Genomic DNA, 16494 nt, shown 5'->3' with positions numbered 1-16494 from the left:
TACACCAGCCGCAGAAAAAGCGCGCTTTTTCCTGCTGATACAAGCTGTTACTGTACGGAGCACAAAGCCCAAGCCGCCTGGATCGGATCTCTGACTCGATGCGTCCCCTCCTTCTGTTCTTCATCAGTCTGGCCTTGAGCTTTCCCGCAAGCGCAACGATCACTGAAAGTCATGGTTATGCGCAGTTTGGCACGCTCAAGTACCCGGCCAAGTTCACCCACTTCGACTGGGTCAATCCCGTGGCGCCCAAAGGCGGCACCTTGCGGGTCATGGCCTTTGGCACCTTCGACACCCTCAATCCCTATACCTTCAAGGGCATCAGCCCGGTCGCCACGCCGAACTTCCTGCAATACGGCGTCAACGAGCTCAATGAGCCGTTGATGGTGGGCACCGGCCTCTATGCGCCCTCCGGCGATGAACCCACTTCCAGCTACGGCCTGATCGCCCGCTCCGTGGAATACAGCGAGGATCGCAGTTGGGTGGTGTTCAACCTGCGCCCCGAGGCACGCTTTCACGACGGCCAGCCGATCACCGCCTATGACGTGGCGTTTTCCTACCGCCTGCTGCTCAAGGAAGGCCACCCGCAGTACCGCACCAACCTGCAGGAGGTGCAGCGGGTGGATATCCTCGGCCCGCAACGCATCCGCTTCGTCTTCAAGCGCGCCGGCAACCCGCTGCTGATCCTGCGCCTGGGGGAGTTGCCGGTCCTGCCCCAGCACTACTGGAAAGACCGCGACTTCAAGGCCACCACCTTCACCCCGCCCCTGGGCAGCGGCCCCTATCGCATCACCCAGGTCCAGCCCGGACGCCAACTGGTGTTCGAACGGGTCCAGGACTACTGGGGCAAGGACTTGCCGGTTAAGCGCGGCTTCAACAACTTCGACCGGGTCGAGGTGGAGTTCTACCGCGACAGCGACGTCGCCTTCGAAGCCTTCAAGGCCGGCGAGTTCGACATCTACATCGAGCACCAGGCCAAGAACTGGGCCAACGGCTACAACTTCCCCGCGGTCAATCGCGGCGAGGTGATCAAGGCCCAGGTGGCGCACCAGATCCCCACCCAGACCCAGGGCCTGTTCATGAACACCCGCCGCGGAACTTTCGCCGATGTGCGGGTGCGTGAGGCCCTGGGCCTGATGTTCGACTTCCAATGGACCAACCGCACCCTGTTCAGCGGCGCCTACCAGCGCGCCCTGAGCTACTACCCCAACAGTGAATTCTCCGCCACGGGCCTGCCGGTGGGGCACGAATGGCTGCTGCTCTCGCCCTACCGCGAGCAACTGCCCCCCAATCTCTTCACCCAGGCCTTCAGCCTGCCCCGCACCGAGGGCCGCGGCATCCCCCGGGAGACCCTGCGCCGCGCCCTGGGGCTACTGGCCGACGCCGGCTGGAAGCTCAACGGCCAGCGCCTGCAGAACAGCGCGGGGCAGCCGCTGCGTTTCGAGCTGATGCTGGTCAATCCCAACCTGGAGCGCATTCTCCAGCCCTATGTGGAGAACCTGGCCAGCATCGGCATCGACGCGCGCCTGCGTACCGTGGACCGGGCGCAATACAAGCAGCGCCTGGACCAGTTCGACTACGACATGATCCTCATGACCCTCAACCAGACCCTGAGCCCGGGCCTGGAGCAATGGCAGTACTTCCACTCCAGCCAGGTCTCGGTCAAGGGCAGCAAGAACTATGCAGGCATCAACAACCCCATAGTCGATCACCTGCTGGAGCAACTGCTGGCCGCCCAGAGCCGCGACGAGCAACTGGCCGCCGGCCGCGCCCTGGACCGGGTGCTGCTGTGGCAGCACTACATGATTCCCAACTGGTACCTCAACTATCACCGACTGGCCTACCGTAACCGGTTCGCCTTGGTCACCACGCCGCCCTACAACCTGGGCTTGAACGCCTGGTGGCTGAAGTCCCTGGAGAGTCCCCAATGATGCCTCTGCGTGCCCTGCTCCTGCGCACCAGCGGCCTGTTGTTCGGCGTCATCGCCTGCTGTGCCCAGGCTGCGCCGCAACATGCCCTGACCCTGTACAACGAAGCGCCGAAATACCCGGCGAACTTCCAGCACTTCGACTTCGTCAACCCCGATGCGCCCAAGGGTGGCACCTTCCGCATGGCCGGTTTCGGCAGCTTCGACAGCCTCAACCCCTTCATCAGCAAAGGCGTGCCCGAGCAGAACATCGGCCTGATCTACGACACCCTGATGGCCCAGAGCCTGGACGAGCCCTTCACCGAGTACGGGCTGGTGGCGGGCAAGATCGAGAAAGCCCCGGACAACAGCTGGGTGCGTTTCTACCTGCGCCCGGAAGCGCGTTTCAATGACGGCCAGCCGATTCGTGCCGAGGATGTGGTGTTCAGCTTCCAGACCCTGATGAGCGCCGGCTCGCCGCTGTACCGCGGCTACTACGCCGACGTCGACCAGGTGATCGCCGAAGACCCGCTGCGGGTGCTGTTCAAATTCAAGCACAGCAACAACCGTGAACTGCCGCTGATCCTCGGCCAGCTGACGGTCCTGCCCAAGCACTGGTGGGAAAGCCGCGACTTTGCCAAGAGCAACCTGGAAGTGCCCCTGGGCAGCGGCCCCTACCGGGTGACCGCGGTCAAGGCCGGACGCTCGATTCGCTACGAGCGGGTCAAGGACTACTGGGGCCGCGACCTGCCGGTGAACCGCGGTTTCTACAACTTCGACGTGATCACCAGCGATTACTACCGCGACAACACCGTAGCCCTGGAAGCCCTCAAGGCCGGCCAGTTCGACTACTGGCTGGAGATGAGCGCGAAGAACTGGGCCAACGCCTACAACACCCCGGCCGTGGCCCAGGGCCGCTTGATCAAGGAACAGATCGCCAACGGCAACCCCACCGGCATGCAGGGCTTTGTCTTCAACACCCGCCGGCCAATGTTCCAGGATGTGCGGGTGCGCCACGCCCTGAGCCTGCTGCTGGATTTTGAATGGAGCAACAAGCAGCTGTTCAACGGTGCCTACACCCGCACCCGCAGCTACTTCGAGAACTCGGAAATGGCCGCCACCGGCCTGCCGGGCCCTGACGAGTTGGCCATCCTCGAACCCTTGCGCGGCAAGATTCCCGAGCAGGTGTTCAACGAAGCCTTTGCGCCGTCACAGTGCGACGGCAGCGGAATGATCCGCGCCCAGCAGCGCCAGGCCTACCAACTGCTGCAGGAAGCCGGCTGGCGCATCGTCGACGACAAGATGGTGGATGCCCAGGGCAAACCGGTGGTGATCGAGTTCCTCCTGGCCCAGACCGAGTTCGAGCGGGTGCTGCTGCCGTTCAAGCGCAACCTGGCCGACCTGGGCATCGACCTGGTGATTCGCCGGGTCGATGTGTCCCAGTACATCACCCGGGTGCGCTCGCGGGACTTCGACATGATCGTCGGCAGCTTTCCCCAGTCCAACTCCCCGGGCAACGAGCAGCGCGAGTTCTGGATGTCCTCCAGCGCCGACAAGCCCGGCAGCCGCAACTACATCGGCCTCAAGGACCCGGCCATCGACAGCCTGGTGGAAAGCCTGATCAACGCCGATTCGCGCGCCAGCCTGGTGGCCCACGCCCGGGCCCTGGACCGGGTCCTGCAATGGGGCTACTACGTGATCCCCAACTGGCACATCAAGACCTGGCGCGTGGCCTACTGGGATCACATCGGCCACCCGCAAGTCGCGCCCAAGTACGACATCGGCATCAACACCTGGTGGATCAAGCCCGATGCCAAGCCCGCCGTAGAACCGGCCCCGGACCAGGCGGCCGCGGCCGACAGGGAGCAATGACATGCTGGCCTATATCGTTCGCCGACTGCTGCTGATCATCCCTACCCTGCTGGGCATCCTGCTGATCAACTTCGTGATCATCCAGGCCGCCCCCGGCGGGCCGGTGGAGCAGATGATCGCCAAGCTCGAAGGCTTCGACGGCGCCACCAGCCGCATCGCCGGCGGCGGCGCCGAAGTCTCGGTGGCCGGCTCCAGCTACCGCGGCGCCCAGGGCCTGGACCCGGCGCTGATCAAGGAAATCGAGCACATGTACGGCTTCGACAAGTCGGCGCCGGAACGCCTGTGGATCATGATCAAGAACTACGCCACCCTGGACTTCGGCAACAGCTTCTTCCGTGACGCCAAGGTGGTGGACCTGATCAAGGAAAAGATGCCGGTGTCCATCTCCCTCGGGTTGTGGAGCACCCTGATCATGTACCTGGTGTCGATCCCCCTGGGGATCGCCAAGGCCACCCGCCACGGCAGCCACTTCGATGTCTGGACCAGCTCGGCGATCATCGTCGGCTACGCGATCCCGGCCTTCCTGTTCGCCATCCTGCTGATCGTGGTGTTCGCCGGCGGCAGCTATTTCAACTGGTTCCCGTTGCGCGGCCTGACCTCCAACGACTTCGACCAGCTGAGCTGGGGGCGTAAGATCCTCGATTACTTCTGGCACCTGGCGCTGCCGGTCACCGCCCTGGTGATCGGCCACTTCGCCACCATGACCCTGCTGACCAAGAACAGCTTCCTCGACGAGATCAACAAGCAGTACGTGGTCACCGCCAAGGCCAAGGGCCTGACCCAGCGCCGGGTGCTCTACGGCCACGTGTTCCGCAACGCCATGCTGCTGGTGATCGCCGGCTTCCCCTCGGCCTTCATCGGCATCTTCTTCACCGGCTCCCTGCTGGTGGAGGTGATTTTCTCCCTCGACGGCCTGGGCCTGATGAGCTTCGAGGCGGCGATCAACCGCGACTACCCGGTGGTGTTCGGCACCCTGTTCATCTTCACCCTGCTGGGGCTGGTGGTGAAACTGATCGGCGACCTGACCTACACCCTGGTCGACCCACGCATCGACTTCGACAGCCGGGAGCATTGAGATGAACCTGTCCCCCCTCAATCGCCGGCGCTTCGAACGCTTCAAGGCCAACAAGCGCGGCTGGTGGTCGCTGTGGCTGTTTTTGGTGCTGTTCATCCTCAGCCTGGGCGCCGAGCTGATCGCCAACGACAAGCCGCTGGTGGTGCACTACGAAGGCGGCTGGTACTTCCCGGCCCTCAAGCGCTACCCGGAAACCACCTTCGGCGGCGAATTCCCCCTGGAAGCCAACTACAAGAGCCCGTACATCCGCGAGCTTTTGGCACAGAAGGACGCCTGGGTGCTCTGGGCACCGATCCCCTACAGCTACCAGAGCATCAACTACGACCTGCGGGTGCCGGCCCCGGCGCCGCCTTCGGCGGACAACCTGCTGGGCACCGACGACCAGGGCCGCGATGTGCTGGCCCGGGTCATCTACGGCTTTCGCATCTCGGTGCTGTTCGCCCTGACCCTGACCATCCTGAGTTCCATCATCGGGGTCATCGCCGGCGCCCTGCAGGGCTTCTACGGCGGCTGGGTGGACCTGGCCGGGCAGCGCTTCCTGGAAATCTGGTCCGGGCTGCCGGTGCTCTACCTGCTGATCATCCTCGCCAGTTTCGTGCAACCGAACTTCTGGTGGCTGCTGGGGATCATGCTGCTGTTTTCCTGGATGAGCCTGGTGGACGTGGTGCGCGCCGAGTTCCTGCGCGGGCGCAACCTGGAATACGTGCGTGCGGCCCGGGCCCTGGGCATGCAGAACGGCGCCATCATGTTCCGCCACATCCTGCCCAACGCCATGGTCTCCACCATGACCTTCATGCCCTTCATCCTCACCGGGGCCATCGGCACCCTCACCGCCCTGGACTTCCTCGGCTTCGGCCTGCCGCCGGGGGCGCCGTCCCTGGGCGAGCTGGTGGCCCAGGGCAAGTCCAACCTGCAGGCGCCGTGGCTGGGCATCAGTGCCTTTGCCGTGCTGGCGATCATGCTCAGCCTGCTGGTGTTTATCGGCGAATCCGCCCGCGATGCCTTCGACCCGAGGAAATGACATGACCCAGGACACTCTGATCGAAGTCCGCGACCTGGCGGTGGAATTCGTCGCCGGCGCCCAGTGCCAGCGCGTGGTGGAAGGCATCAGCTTCGACATCAAGCGCGGCGAAACCCTGGCCCTGGTAGGGGAAAGCGGCTCCGGCAAATCGGTGACCGCCCACTCGATCCTGCGCCTGTTGCCCTACCCCCTGGCCCAGCACCCGTCCGGCAGCATCCAGTACGCCGGGCACGACCTGCTGACCCTGAAGGAAAAGACCATTCGCCACATTCGCGGCAACCGCATCGCCATGATCTTCCAGGAGCCCATGACGTCGCTGAACCCGCTGCACAGCATCGAGAAGCAGATCAACGAAGTGCTGGGCATCCACAAGGGCCTGACCGGCAAGGTCGCCAGCAGGCGCACCCTGGAACTGCTGGAACTGGTGGGCATTCCCGAGCCACACAAGCGCCTCAAGGCCCTGCCCCACGAACTGTCCGGCGGCCAGCGGCAACGGGTGATGATCGCCATGGCCCTGGCCAACGAGCCGGAGCTGCTGATCGCCGACGAGCCGACCACCGCCCTGGACGTCACCGTGCAGTTGAAGATCCTCGAACTGCTCAAGGAACTGCAGGCGCGCCTGGGCATGGCCTTGCTGCTGATCAGCCACGATCTGAACCTGGTGCGGCGCATTGCCCACCGGGTCTGTGTCATGCAGAAAGGCCGCATCGTCGAGCAGGCGTCCTGCGAGGAGCTGTTCCGCGCGCCGCAGCACCCCTACACCCGGGAACTGCTGGCCGCAGAGCCCAGCGGCCTGCCGGCGAGCAATGAAGTCGGCCCGCCGTTGCTGCAAGTGGACAACCTCAAGGTCTGGTTCCCGATCAAGAAGGGCCTGCTGCGCCGCACCGTGGATCACGTCAAGGCGGTGGACGGCATCCACTTCAGCCTGCCCCAGGGCCAGACCCTGGGCATCGTCGGCGAGAGCGGCTCGGGCAAGTCGACCCTGGGCCTGGCGATCCTGCGCCTGATCGCCAGCCAGGGCGGCATTCGTTTCGAAGGCCAGCAGCTCGACGCCCTGAGCCAGCAACAGGTACGGCCGCTGCGGCGGGAAATGCAGGTGGTGTTCCAGGACCCCTTCGGCAGCCTCAGCCCGCGCATGAGCGTGAGCCAGATCGTGGGCGAAGGCTTGCGCATCCACAAGATCGGCAGCGAACAGGAGCAGGAACAGGCGATCATCGAAGCGCTCAAGGAAGTGGGCCTGGACCCGGACACCCGGCACCGCTACCCCCACGAATTCTCCGGTGGCCAGCGTCAGCGCATCGCCATCGCCCGGGCCCTGGTGCTCAAGCCGCGGCTGATCCTGCTGGACGAGCCGACCTCGGCCCTGGACCGCACCGTGCAGCGCCAGGTGGTGGAACTGCTGCGCAACCTGCAACGCAAGTACAACCTGACCTACCTGTTCATCAGCCACGACCTGGCAGTGGTCAAGGCCCTGAGCCACCAGTTGATGGTAATCAAGCACGGCCAGGTGGTGGAACAAGGGGACGCCCAGGCAATCTTCGGCGCCCCGCAACACCCTTACACACAGCAACTGCTGGAAGCCGCCTTCCTGGCTCCGGCACACACCCAATAACCTGCAACAGGAGTAGCCACTTATGGGTTTTCTAGCTGGGAAGCGTGTCCTGATCGTCGGTGTCGCCAGCAAGCTGTCGATCGCCTCCGGCATTGCCGCCGCCATGCACCGTGAAGGCGCCGAGCTGGCATTCACCTATCAGAACGAAAAACTCAAGGGCCGGGTCGAGGAGTTCGCCGCCGGCTGGGGCTCCAGCGCCGAGCTGTGCTTCCCTTGCGATGTGGCCAGCGACGAGCAGATCGCCCAGGTGTTCAGCGAGCTGGGCAAGCACTGGGACGGCCTGGACTGCATCGTCCACTCCGTGGGCTTCGCCCCCGGCGATCAGCTCGAAGGCGACTTCACCGACGCCACCACCCGCGAAGGCTTTCGCATCGCCCACGACATCAGCGCCTACAGCTTCGTGGCCCTGGCCAAGGCCGGCCGCGACATGATGAAGGGCCGCAACGGCAGCCTGTTGACCCTGTCCTACCTGGGCGCCGAGCGCACCATGCCCAACTACAACGTGATGGGCATGGCCAAGGCCTCGCTGGAAGCCGGCGTGCGCTACCTGGCCGGTTCCCTGGGCCCGGAAGGCACCCGGGTCAACGCGGTCTCCGCCGGGCCGATCCGCACCCTGGCCGCCTCGGGCATCAAGAACTTCCGCAAGATGCTGGCGGCCAACGAAGCCCAGACCCCGCTGCGGCGCAACGTCACCATCGAGGAAGTCGGCAACGCCGGGGCCTTCCTCTGCTCGGACCTGGCCTCGGGCATCAGCGGCGAGATCATGTACGTCGACGGCGGCTTCAACACCACCGCCATGGGCAACCTCGACGAATGATTCCCGGCTGTGGCGAGGGCCCTCAGGCCCTCGTCGCAGCGCCGCGACACCGGCTGATCGCCGATCCAGGCTCACCGGCCGCAGTGCAGATAGCTGCCCCTCACGGATGCCCGATGCAAAGAACCCCATGGAAAACCCGGCCGTCTGCTCGCCCGCTGAAATCGCCCGGCATCAAGCTGCCGTGCCTGCTGCTGGTGATCTTTCTCGCCGGCTGCGACAAGCCTCAAGACACCCAGCCCAATCGCCTGACCGACACAGTCGCCAGCCTGCACATCCCGTTGGCCGCAACGGTTGACGAGGTCATTGCAAACAGCCCGGTACGCTTTGGCGCCGACTGCCTGGAGGCGGTCGACATGTGCTGGTATGAAGCCGATCGCCAAGGCGCGCTCCTTGACCTGAGCCTTTCCCAGCCCGAGGGCACGCTGGAGCTGGATCAGGTGTCCGGGCTGAGCATGACCGTGGATGGCCAGGTCTCGAACCACATCCAGGCATTGAACATCGACCTGCGCGGCCTGCCGGACAACAGCACGCACAAGCAGAACAAGGACCTGATCTATCGCCTCATCGGGAACTTGAAGAGCGCCGGCTGGCAAACCTACTACTTCCCTTCAGACCCGCGGATACCCGGCGCCCAATGGCACAAGCTCGACGGGCAGGAGAGCCTCCTGGGCATGACCCCGCTCAGCCATCCCCTGTTCGATGCCAAGCGTGAAATGAGCCTGGAAGAATGGCTCGCCGTCGGCACCTTCTATGACTGGTATCTCTATCAGGGCAACTTCATCGCCCATGTCCGGGCCCTGCGCTACGACTCGAAAAGCGCGCCCCTGGAAACCGCTGTCTACCTGATCAGCGTCAACCTGATGTCCCTGGACAGGTTCTGGGCGAGTCATTTTGCCGAGCACCAGCGAGCACACTGGAAAACCCTGCTCCCGGCTCAATTGCAAGCCCTGCAGCAGCGGCGCTCGCAAGCGGAAACCCGCGCCAGGGCCGCCGGGGTGACCCTCGAGGAAGGCTATGCGCCACCGGCCATCGAGCGCGGGCCGTAGCGGCCGGCCAGCGCCTTGGGTTGCAGCCCCGCTCCACGCCGCGGGCCTTGCCGGCAGCAGATTCAGTGGCTGCGCTTGCCGGCCTGCTTGTGCAGGTACATGGCCTGGTCGGCATCGGCCAGCAGCGCTTCGATACCGGCGTGGCGCTCGGGGTCGTATTCGATCTGGCCGACGCTGAAGCGGATGTCGTAGCCGCGTTTCAGGGAAGCGTTGCGCTCATCGAGGATCTCCCGCAGGCGCGCCATGATCGCCGACGTTTCGACACTGCTGGCCCCCGTCAGCAGGGCCACGAACTCATCGCCGCCCAGGCGGCCGATCACATCACTCTCGCGAAAGGCAATGCGCAGCACATCGGCAAAGGTCTTCAAGGCCCCGTCCCCTTCGGCATGGCCGTAGCTGTCGTTGATCCGCTTGAACTCGTTGAGATCGAAAAACAGCAGGGTCGCCGACTTGTCCAGACGCGTGCACGCCGCCAGGGCATGCCGGGCCAGGGCTTCGAAGCCGCGCCGATTGGACAGCAGGGTCATCTCGTCCATGCTGGCCATCTGCACGGCCGCCAGTTCCTGCTCGGCCATGCGGGCCAGGTCTCGCAGCAGGGCTCGCTCTTCGTCGTCCAGGTCCCGGGGCCGGGTATCGATCAGGCACAGGGTGCCCAGCTTGCTGCCATTGGGCACGCTCAGGGGACAACCGGCGTAGAAACGGATCCGCGGTTCGCCGGTGACCAGTGGGTTGTCCTGGAAACGTTCGTCGCACTCGGCGTCGCGGACCATGAAGATCTGGTCATCCAGGATCGCGTGGCCGCAAAACGAAATGTCCCGGGAGGTCTGGCTGGCCTCCAGCCCCGCGGCGGACTTGAACCACTGACGGTCGCCGTCCACCAGGCTGATCAGGGCAATGGGCACATTGAACAGGCGCTTGGCCAGCCGGGTCACCCGGTCGAAACGCTCCTCCGGCAAGGTGTCGAGCACATTCAGCTCGCGCAGGGTCTGGACTCGCCGGGCCTCATCACTGGGTTTGCGGGGATACAACATCGCGGACTCCATTCGCGGCTAAGACCGCAAGCGTAGTCCAGTTTTACCGCCAGCCCCTGGCGAGGCGGCTGGCGGTCCTCGATCGCGGCCTGTCACAGCCGCGCAGTCAACAGAATCCGCGCGTAGCCGCCGACGAACAGGGCAAAGGCCAAGGCGCCCAGCAGCGCCGAAATCCCCAGGCCCAGGGCGCTGAACGGCACCAGCAGCACCCGGCATAGGGCCGCCAGGAACAGCAAGGCAAAGGCCCCGACCATGGCCCGGGTCACCTGCAGCGGCCGGCCGCTATGGCCCAGGCTGACCCGGGCGATCATGCCCAGCACCAGCCCGCCGAGGCCGCCTAGCGCCAGGGCGTGGGTCACCAGACTCTGCGACGACAGACCGCCCAGGTGCCACAGCGCCATGCCCAGGGTGGCCAGCGCCAGCCACAGGTAGCCCAGGTACAGCGACCACAGCAGCGGCAGCCGCCACAGCCCCGGCTGGTGCCAGTGCCACAGGCGCCACAGATGCAGGACTGCCAGCACTGCGAACAACGCTGCCAGCCAGGGCCGTGGCGCGTCACCACCGCCCAGGGCCATGGAGATTGCCGCCAGCAGGCTGCCCAGCAGCAACACCCGGGTGGGCCAGGGCGAAGCCGGTGGCGCCGGCGGCCGATTGAGCCCGCGCTGGATGAAGAACGGAATGACCCGACCGCCGATCACCGTCATCAGGGCCGCCACCAGCCACAGCGCCCCCAGCTCGCCGTGGCGCTGCCAGAGCTCCTGCGCCGCCAGCAGGCCCAGCAGGGTCTGCCCCTGAAACAGCGTCAACAGGCCCAGGATCAGCACCATGGGGTAGTTGTCGCGCTTGCCCGCACGCCACAGCTCATGCCCCACCACCGCAGCCAGCGCCGGCATGAAGGCCAGTTGCAGCACCAGGAACAACGGCAGCGGCAGCGCCAGCCACCAGGCCAGCCGCGCCAGCAGCCAGAGCAGCCACAACAGGATCAACGGCGTGCGACTCAGTGCCGGGCGCCCGGTCCAGTTGGCCACCGCCGTCAGCAGAAACCCGGCGATGATCGCCACGGCAAAACCGAACAGCATCTCGTGCCGATGCCACGCCAGCATGCCGCCCAGCGGCTGGCGGCCGCTCCAGCCGCCGTGCAGCCACAGGCCCCAGCCCAGCAGGGCGAGGCAGGCAAACGCCGCTCCGGCGAGGAAAAACGGCCGGAAGCCCAGGCTCCACAGCGGCTGCGCGGCCCATTGCCGCCAACGTTCAGGCAGCGACACAGGCATCCCTCCCCTGGCTCGGGACAGGCAACGGCGAATTGCAGCGACGAATCATGCGCGGAACTCCTTGGCCAATCAGCGATGCATCAGCCCCATCAGGTTTCATGCCAAGACCGCCGCCCGGTAAAACCGCGGCCGCCAGCCGTACCGAGTCTTTATGACCCGAAAAAAATCAGGTCATAACGACCACAGAACAGGTCAATTCGACTCGGTTTTGCGAGCTGCGTTTTTCCGCCCAAGGGCGTAGATTGGCAGCCCTTGCCATCCCCCTACGCCACAAGGATGTCCCCGGTGCCCTCCCGTCCCAGCGCCCCATCCGAAAAAAGCCTGTCGCGCCTGTTGCAGGAACTGCTCTGGCAGTTGAGCGCCCTGCTGATCCCGATCTTCCTGGTCACCGTGCTGCCGCCGCCCCTGGCCCTGGCCGTGGTGCTGGGCTGCGCCGCCGGCATGGTCCTGGCGGCTCGCCTGGGCTGGCCCCGCACCGGCCGCGCCATGGCACGGCTGATGATCAGCGCGGTGTTCGGCCTGGGCTTCAGCCTGGGGCGGGCATTGCCGGCGTACTGGGACATCGCCGCAGCCTTCGCCAGCATCCTGGTTGGCATGGGCACCATCAGCCACCTGGAGCGCCGCCTGGGCCTGGTCCAGGCCCCCGCGGCCAGCACCAGCGCCTGGGGCGGCAGCGAACCGCAGAGCACCCCGGAAGGCCTGCCGATCCGGGTGTTCAACCAGGGCGAGATCGCCATGGGCGGCCCCACCTATTGCGATTACCTGTTTCCGGACGGCGTGTTGCTGCAAGGACTGGGGTCGTCGGCGCGCTTCTCCAGCGATGGACGCTACTTCGCGGCGCCCTTGCCATCGCGGCAACGCTGGGGCCTGGCGATCCTCGATCGCTCGCTGCGCCGGCTGTACCGCTGCGACCACAGCGAATTCTGGGAGCTGGACGCCTTCAGCGAAGAGCGCCTGAGCGGGCGGCACAGCCCCCTGGTGGACAACGGCTCGCGCCATGCCAGCCTGACCACGCTGCTGGAGGGCGCCGAAGCGATCGACCTGCTGGCGGTGGCCGATCTGTGGCTGGAGCCCGGTGCCTGGGTCGACAGCCTGGCCCGGCAGAGCTTCGAGGAACAGTCCCCGGACGGACGTCACCGGCTCCAGGCGCGGATGCTCCTGCCCCGTTGCTTGCGAGACTTGCCCCAACCCCTGGAACCCCTGCGGGCACCGCCTTACCAACTGAGCCTGGACGGCCAGCCCACTGGCCTGCTGATCGGCGCCGACAGCCCCCGCTGCTGGAGCCGCGACAGCCGCTCCCTGGCCTGCAGCGCCCGCGAGGAACAACAACCCGATCTGGCCGCGACCTGGCTGTGGCAGGCAGACCACGGCTGGCGCCCGCTGCCGGCGCCCTGGGTCGCCAGCCCGGCGGACCCCTCCTTTTACCCCGGCCCCCTGCTGGAGCTGGATAGCCACTACCTGCGCCACGCGGCCTACCTGGACTGCGCCGAAGCCGACCGGGGCCGCTACGGCTATCGCCTGCACAGCATCCACAGCGACACCGAGACCGGCGTCGGCCACGACCCCGAAGGTTGCCTGCAGGTCGCGCCGCTGCCCCTGGTGCGGACCCGAGTGCGCCAGCCCCTGGACAGCGGCGGCCAGCGCGGTGACAGCCAGATCGAGTCGGAGCCGCTGCTGGACGGCCAGCGGGCGCTGTTCAGCTGGCTGGCCGACGATGAACACGGCCTGGGCGCCTACGCCTGCCGGATCGGCGACTGGCAACTGCCCGGGCGCTGGCGGCTGGACCATCGGGTTTCCGACTGCCGGCGCTACCTGGCCCTGCTGCCTGTTGCCCGGCTTCCCCTGGTCAGCGACCGGGCGGTGGTGGCCGACCTGCAACAGCGACGCCTGCTGCACAGCCCGCCGCTGCTGGCGGCGCGCCTGCTGGACCTGCGCCATGGCCAGTTGAGCCTGGCGGTGATCGTCGGCCGCCTCGACCAGGACCTGCCAAGCAGCCCCCTGCAACGCTTCAATCAGCCCGCGCCGGCACCCGACGACGCTGCCGCGTTCTGCGCCGAGCAAGACGGCTCCCAGCTGTGCTACCAACGCCAGCGCTTGCAGATCACCGAGCAGCAGCTGCTGCCGCTGCCCGACTGGCGCCTGGTGGACCGGCCCCAGGCCGCGGTGGCTGAAGGCGACTTCATCCAGCCGGCCCCCGACGGCCGGGATGCCGCGTGGCTGTTCGGCAGCGAAACCGAATACGCCGACAGCTGGCTGCGGGAAGGCAGCCCGCGCCTGGGCGGCCACTTGCTCACCGCCAGCGGCTGCGCCCTGACGGACCTGGCACCGTCGCTGATCTGGTCCGCCGATGGCCGTTACCTGGCCCTGACCCGGCTGCGCCTCGACGTCGAGGACGGCCACCGCGCCTGGCAGCTGTTGCTGCTGGACGTGCACCAGCGCAGCCTGCGCATCGCACCGCAATGGCTGCGCCACCGGCCGCTGTTGCGGCACTTCGACCACCAGGACCTGGAGTTGCGCCTGTTCGAACGGGATTGGCAGGCCGCGGACGACGCCGATCCGGGCCGCAGCCTGCGCCTGCCCCTGGCCGAGCTGCTCGCCCTGCCCGCCCAGGCCCTGGAGCCCCATCAGGGCCTGTGGCTGCTCGCCGCCGACGCGCACCTGGCCGGCGCCTGGCAGGCCCTGGCGCGCCCGGAACATCCGGCGTTTGGTCCCGCAGCCTGAAGCGGCGCCTCAATCCTCGCGGGCGGCCAGGGCGCTGCGCGCCCGCTGGCTGACAAAACCGGGGATCTGCTCCCCGGGCAGGGACTTGCTGTAGTACCAGCCCTGGATGATCAGCTCCGAACTCGATTGCAGGAAGTCCAGTTGCTCCCGGGTTTCCACCCCTTCCACCACCACCTTGAGCTTGAGCGTCTCGCAAAAGCGCAGCAGACCGTTGAGCACCTGGGCACCCTTGGGCTCGCGCTGGGCCAGGACGAAGCTGCGGTCGATCTTGATCCCGTCCACCGGAAACTGATGCAGGTAGCTCAAGGCCGAGAAGCCGGTGCCGAAGTCGTCGATATAGACCCGCGCCCCCAGGGCATGCAGCTTGCCGATCCATTGCTGGGTCAGCAGCGCATCCCCCACCAGAGCGTCCTCAGTGATTTCCACCGACACCTGGCCATGGGCCCGGGCCAGAATCTCCAGCAGGCGCCGACCATGTTCCGCCGAGGCCAGGGTGGCGCTGGAGATATTGATGGTGATGGGCAACTCGAACCCGATCTTGCTCCAGGCCAGGTGCTGGCGCACCGCCTGGGACGCCACCCAGAAATCCACCTCGGGCATCAGCCCGGCCTGCCCCAGCCATTGCAGCAGCTCCCAGGGCGACTTGACCTGCCCCTGGGCATCCCGGGCACGGATCAGCGCCTCGCACCCCGTACACAGACCACTGCCCTTGGCCACCTGGGGCTGATACTCCAGGTGGAAGTCGTAGCCGCTCAACTGCTGGATCCGCGCCAGTTGCAAGGACTGCTGGGCCGCCTGTTTGTAGGCCGCCACCATCGGGTCCAGCTCCAACAGCCGGCCCCGCTCCTCAAGGCTATGGAAGGTGGCGTCGAAGGCCTTCAGGTATACCTGCTCGCTGCCTTCGCCCTGGCGCTGGATGCTGCGCACATAAGGCGTGTAGATCAGCGTACCGACACCCAGCAGCACCAGTTGCAGGAGCACCGCGCCCCAATCGCCCTGGGTACTCAGGTAGGCATTGAGCAGCACCGGTGAGGTAAAGGGCACGCTGACCAGCGCCGGGCTCACCCAGCCCTGCTGCACCACCAGCAGGGCCAGGCAGGCATTGACCATGGGCACCAGCATGAAGGGCACCAGCAGGCGCGGGTTGAGAATGATCGGCAGGCCGAACAGCAGCAGTTCGTTGACGTTGAACAGCGACAGCGCCAGGCTCGCCAGCGCCAGCAGGCGCATGGAACGGCTCTTGGAAAAACCGAGGATCGCCAGCACCAGGGCCAGGGAGCCGCCGGAACCGCCGATGAAGGCGAAACAGCCCAGCAAGCCACTGTTGAGGGCATAGCGCAGGGGCTGCCCGGCAGCGTGATCGGCGGCATTGAGGGCCACCGCCTGATCCATCACCTCCATCAACGGCTGCATGGCGTAGGTGCCGTGAATGCCGAAGAACCACAGCAGGGAGTTGGTCGTGGTCAAAAGGATCGCGTTGAAGTAGGGATAGTCCAGGCTGTCGATGTCGATCGGGCCTTGCACGTAGGCAAAGTCGTGGACCTGCAACAGCGACTGCAGCACCGCCACCAGCACCAGGGACGTCAGCACCCCCGGCAGCACCATATTGATGGTGCCCTTGAGGTTGTGCCCCACCAGCCCCTCGTCCACCAGCCGTGTCCAGCGTCGGCGATGCAGCCAGGCCATGACCGGGACATTGACCAGAGGCGAGGCAATGGCAATGAACAGCACGAAGGTCGCCGACGCCAGCGGATAGTCCCGCAGCAGATAGATGGCGATCACCACATGGGACAGACAGAGAAAGGCCACCGGCAGTTGGGGCAAGCGGTACTGGATCGCCAGCATGTAGCCGATGGACGCCGCCACCAGCAAGGGGATGATCGAACTGATGCGCTTGTGCAGCCCGGCCAGCAAGTCCACCAGGGTACTGGGAGCCCCCAGGGCCTGGGCGCATTGGGCCAGTATCAGGAATACCGCCGAAACCAGCAGACAGGGCAACAGCCAGAGCAGCCCCTCACGTATCGAACGCAAGGACTCGGCGCCCGCCAGGAGCGCCAGGCGGTGGGTGAAAAACAGCTTGAACCTCGGTTGCCGCATCAACCTCTCCCCTCTGCCACTGCATGCC

Annotated in this window: 11 protein-coding genes; 8 read left to right on the top strand and 3 right to left on the bottom strand. The window is 66.0% G+C overall.

Annotation, left to right across the window (positions count from 1 at the left end; genetic code table 11):
• Positions 1-98 precede the first annotated feature (98 nt).
• The 7 genes from J5M73_RS05515 to J5M73_RS05485 all read left to right on the top strand — a co-directional run bounded on the left by J5M73_RS05515 (position 99) and on the right by J5M73_RS05485 (position 9346).
• Positions 99-1928: an extracellular solute-binding protein gene (locus J5M73_RS05515; RefSeq protein ID WP_102865232.1), complete on the top strand. Its 1830-nt coding sequence runs from the start codon at positions 99-101 to the stop codon at positions 1926-1928.
• On the top strand, positions 1925-3775 hold the full coding sequence (locus J5M73_RS05510; RefSeq protein ID WP_102865233.1) for an extracellular solute-binding protein: 1851 nt from the start codon (positions 1925-1927) through the stop codon (positions 3773-3775). Before J5M73_RS05515 ends, J5M73_RS05510 begins: the two co-directional genes overlap by 4 nt.
• A 1-nt stretch (position 3776) precedes the next feature.
• The gene (locus J5M73_RS05505) at positions 3777-4850 is read left to right on the top strand and encodes a microcin C ABC transporter permease YejB (RefSeq protein WP_016964272.1); all 1074 of its coding nucleotides are present in this window, start codon (positions 3777-3779) and stop codon (positions 4848-4850) included.
• Between the two features lies 1 nt (position 4851).
• Positions 4852-5871 (top strand): ABC transporter permease, encoded by a 1020-nt coding sequence (locus J5M73_RS05500; protein ID WP_060843442.1) that lies wholly within the window; start codon positions 4852-4854, stop codon positions 5869-5871.
• 1 nt (position 5872) lies between these two features.
• The gene (locus J5M73_RS05495; RefSeq protein ID WP_102865234.1) at positions 5873-7483 is read left to right on the top strand and encodes an ABC transporter ATP-binding protein; all 1611 of its coding nucleotides are present in this window, start codon (positions 5873-5875) and stop codon (positions 7481-7483) included.
• Positions 7484-7505: 22 nt separating this feature from the next.
• Positions 7506-8300: an enoyl-ACP reductase FabI gene (gene fabI / locus J5M73_RS05490; protein ID WP_060839053.1), complete on the top strand. Its 795-nt coding sequence runs from the start codon at positions 7506-7508 to the stop codon at positions 8298-8300.
• 113 nt (positions 8301-8413) lie between these two features.
• Positions 8414-9346 (top strand): hypothetical protein, encoded by a 933-nt coding sequence (locus tag J5M73_RS05485; RefSeq protein WP_243433678.1) that lies wholly within the window; start codon positions 8414-8416, stop codon positions 9344-9346.
• 62 nt (positions 9347-9408) lie between these two features.
• On the opposite strand, the gene J5M73_RS05480 is transcribed toward J5M73_RS05485, so the two are convergent.
• Together J5M73_RS05480 and J5M73_RS05475 are read right to left on the bottom strand one after the other, a co-directional pair.
• Positions 9409-10377 carry a sensor domain-containing diguanylate cyclase gene (locus J5M73_RS05480; RefSeq protein WP_207815076.1) on the bottom strand — a complete coding sequence of 323 codons (969 nt, stop codon included), beginning with the start codon at positions 10375-10377 and terminating at the stop codon, positions 9409-9411.
• Positions 10378-10469: 92 nt separating this feature from the next.
• The gene (locus J5M73_RS05475) at positions 10470-11648 is read right to left on the bottom strand and encodes an NnrS family protein (protein ID WP_180988628.1); all 1179 of its coding nucleotides are present in this window, start codon (positions 11646-11648) and stop codon (positions 10470-10472) included.
• A gap of 285 nt (positions 11649-11933) precedes the next feature.
• Between J5M73_RS05475 and J5M73_RS32045 the strand changes: the two genes are divergently transcribed.
• The gene (locus J5M73_RS32045; protein WP_347709942.1) at positions 11934-14369 is read left to right on the top strand and encodes a hypothetical protein; all 2436 of its coding nucleotides are present in this window, start codon (positions 11934-11936) and stop codon (positions 14367-14369) included.
• Positions 14370-14378: 9 nt separating this feature from the next.
• Here the strand turns inward: J5M73_RS32045 and J5M73_RS05465 are convergent, their stop codons facing one another.
• Positions 14379-16466 (bottom strand): EAL domain-containing protein, encoded by a 2088-nt coding sequence (locus tag J5M73_RS05465; RefSeq protein WP_102865237.1) that lies wholly within the window; start codon positions 16464-16466, stop codon positions 14379-14381.
• Between the last annotated feature and the right edge of the window lie 28 nt (positions 16467-16494).

Source organism: Pseudomonas sp. 50_B, from assembly GCF_017491625.1.
Classification (GTDB): domain Bacteria; phylum Pseudomonadota; class Gammaproteobacteria; order Pseudomonadales; family Pseudomonadaceae; genus Aquipseudomonas; species Aquipseudomonas danubii.
This window is presented reverse-complemented; position numbering and strand designations above follow the sequence as displayed.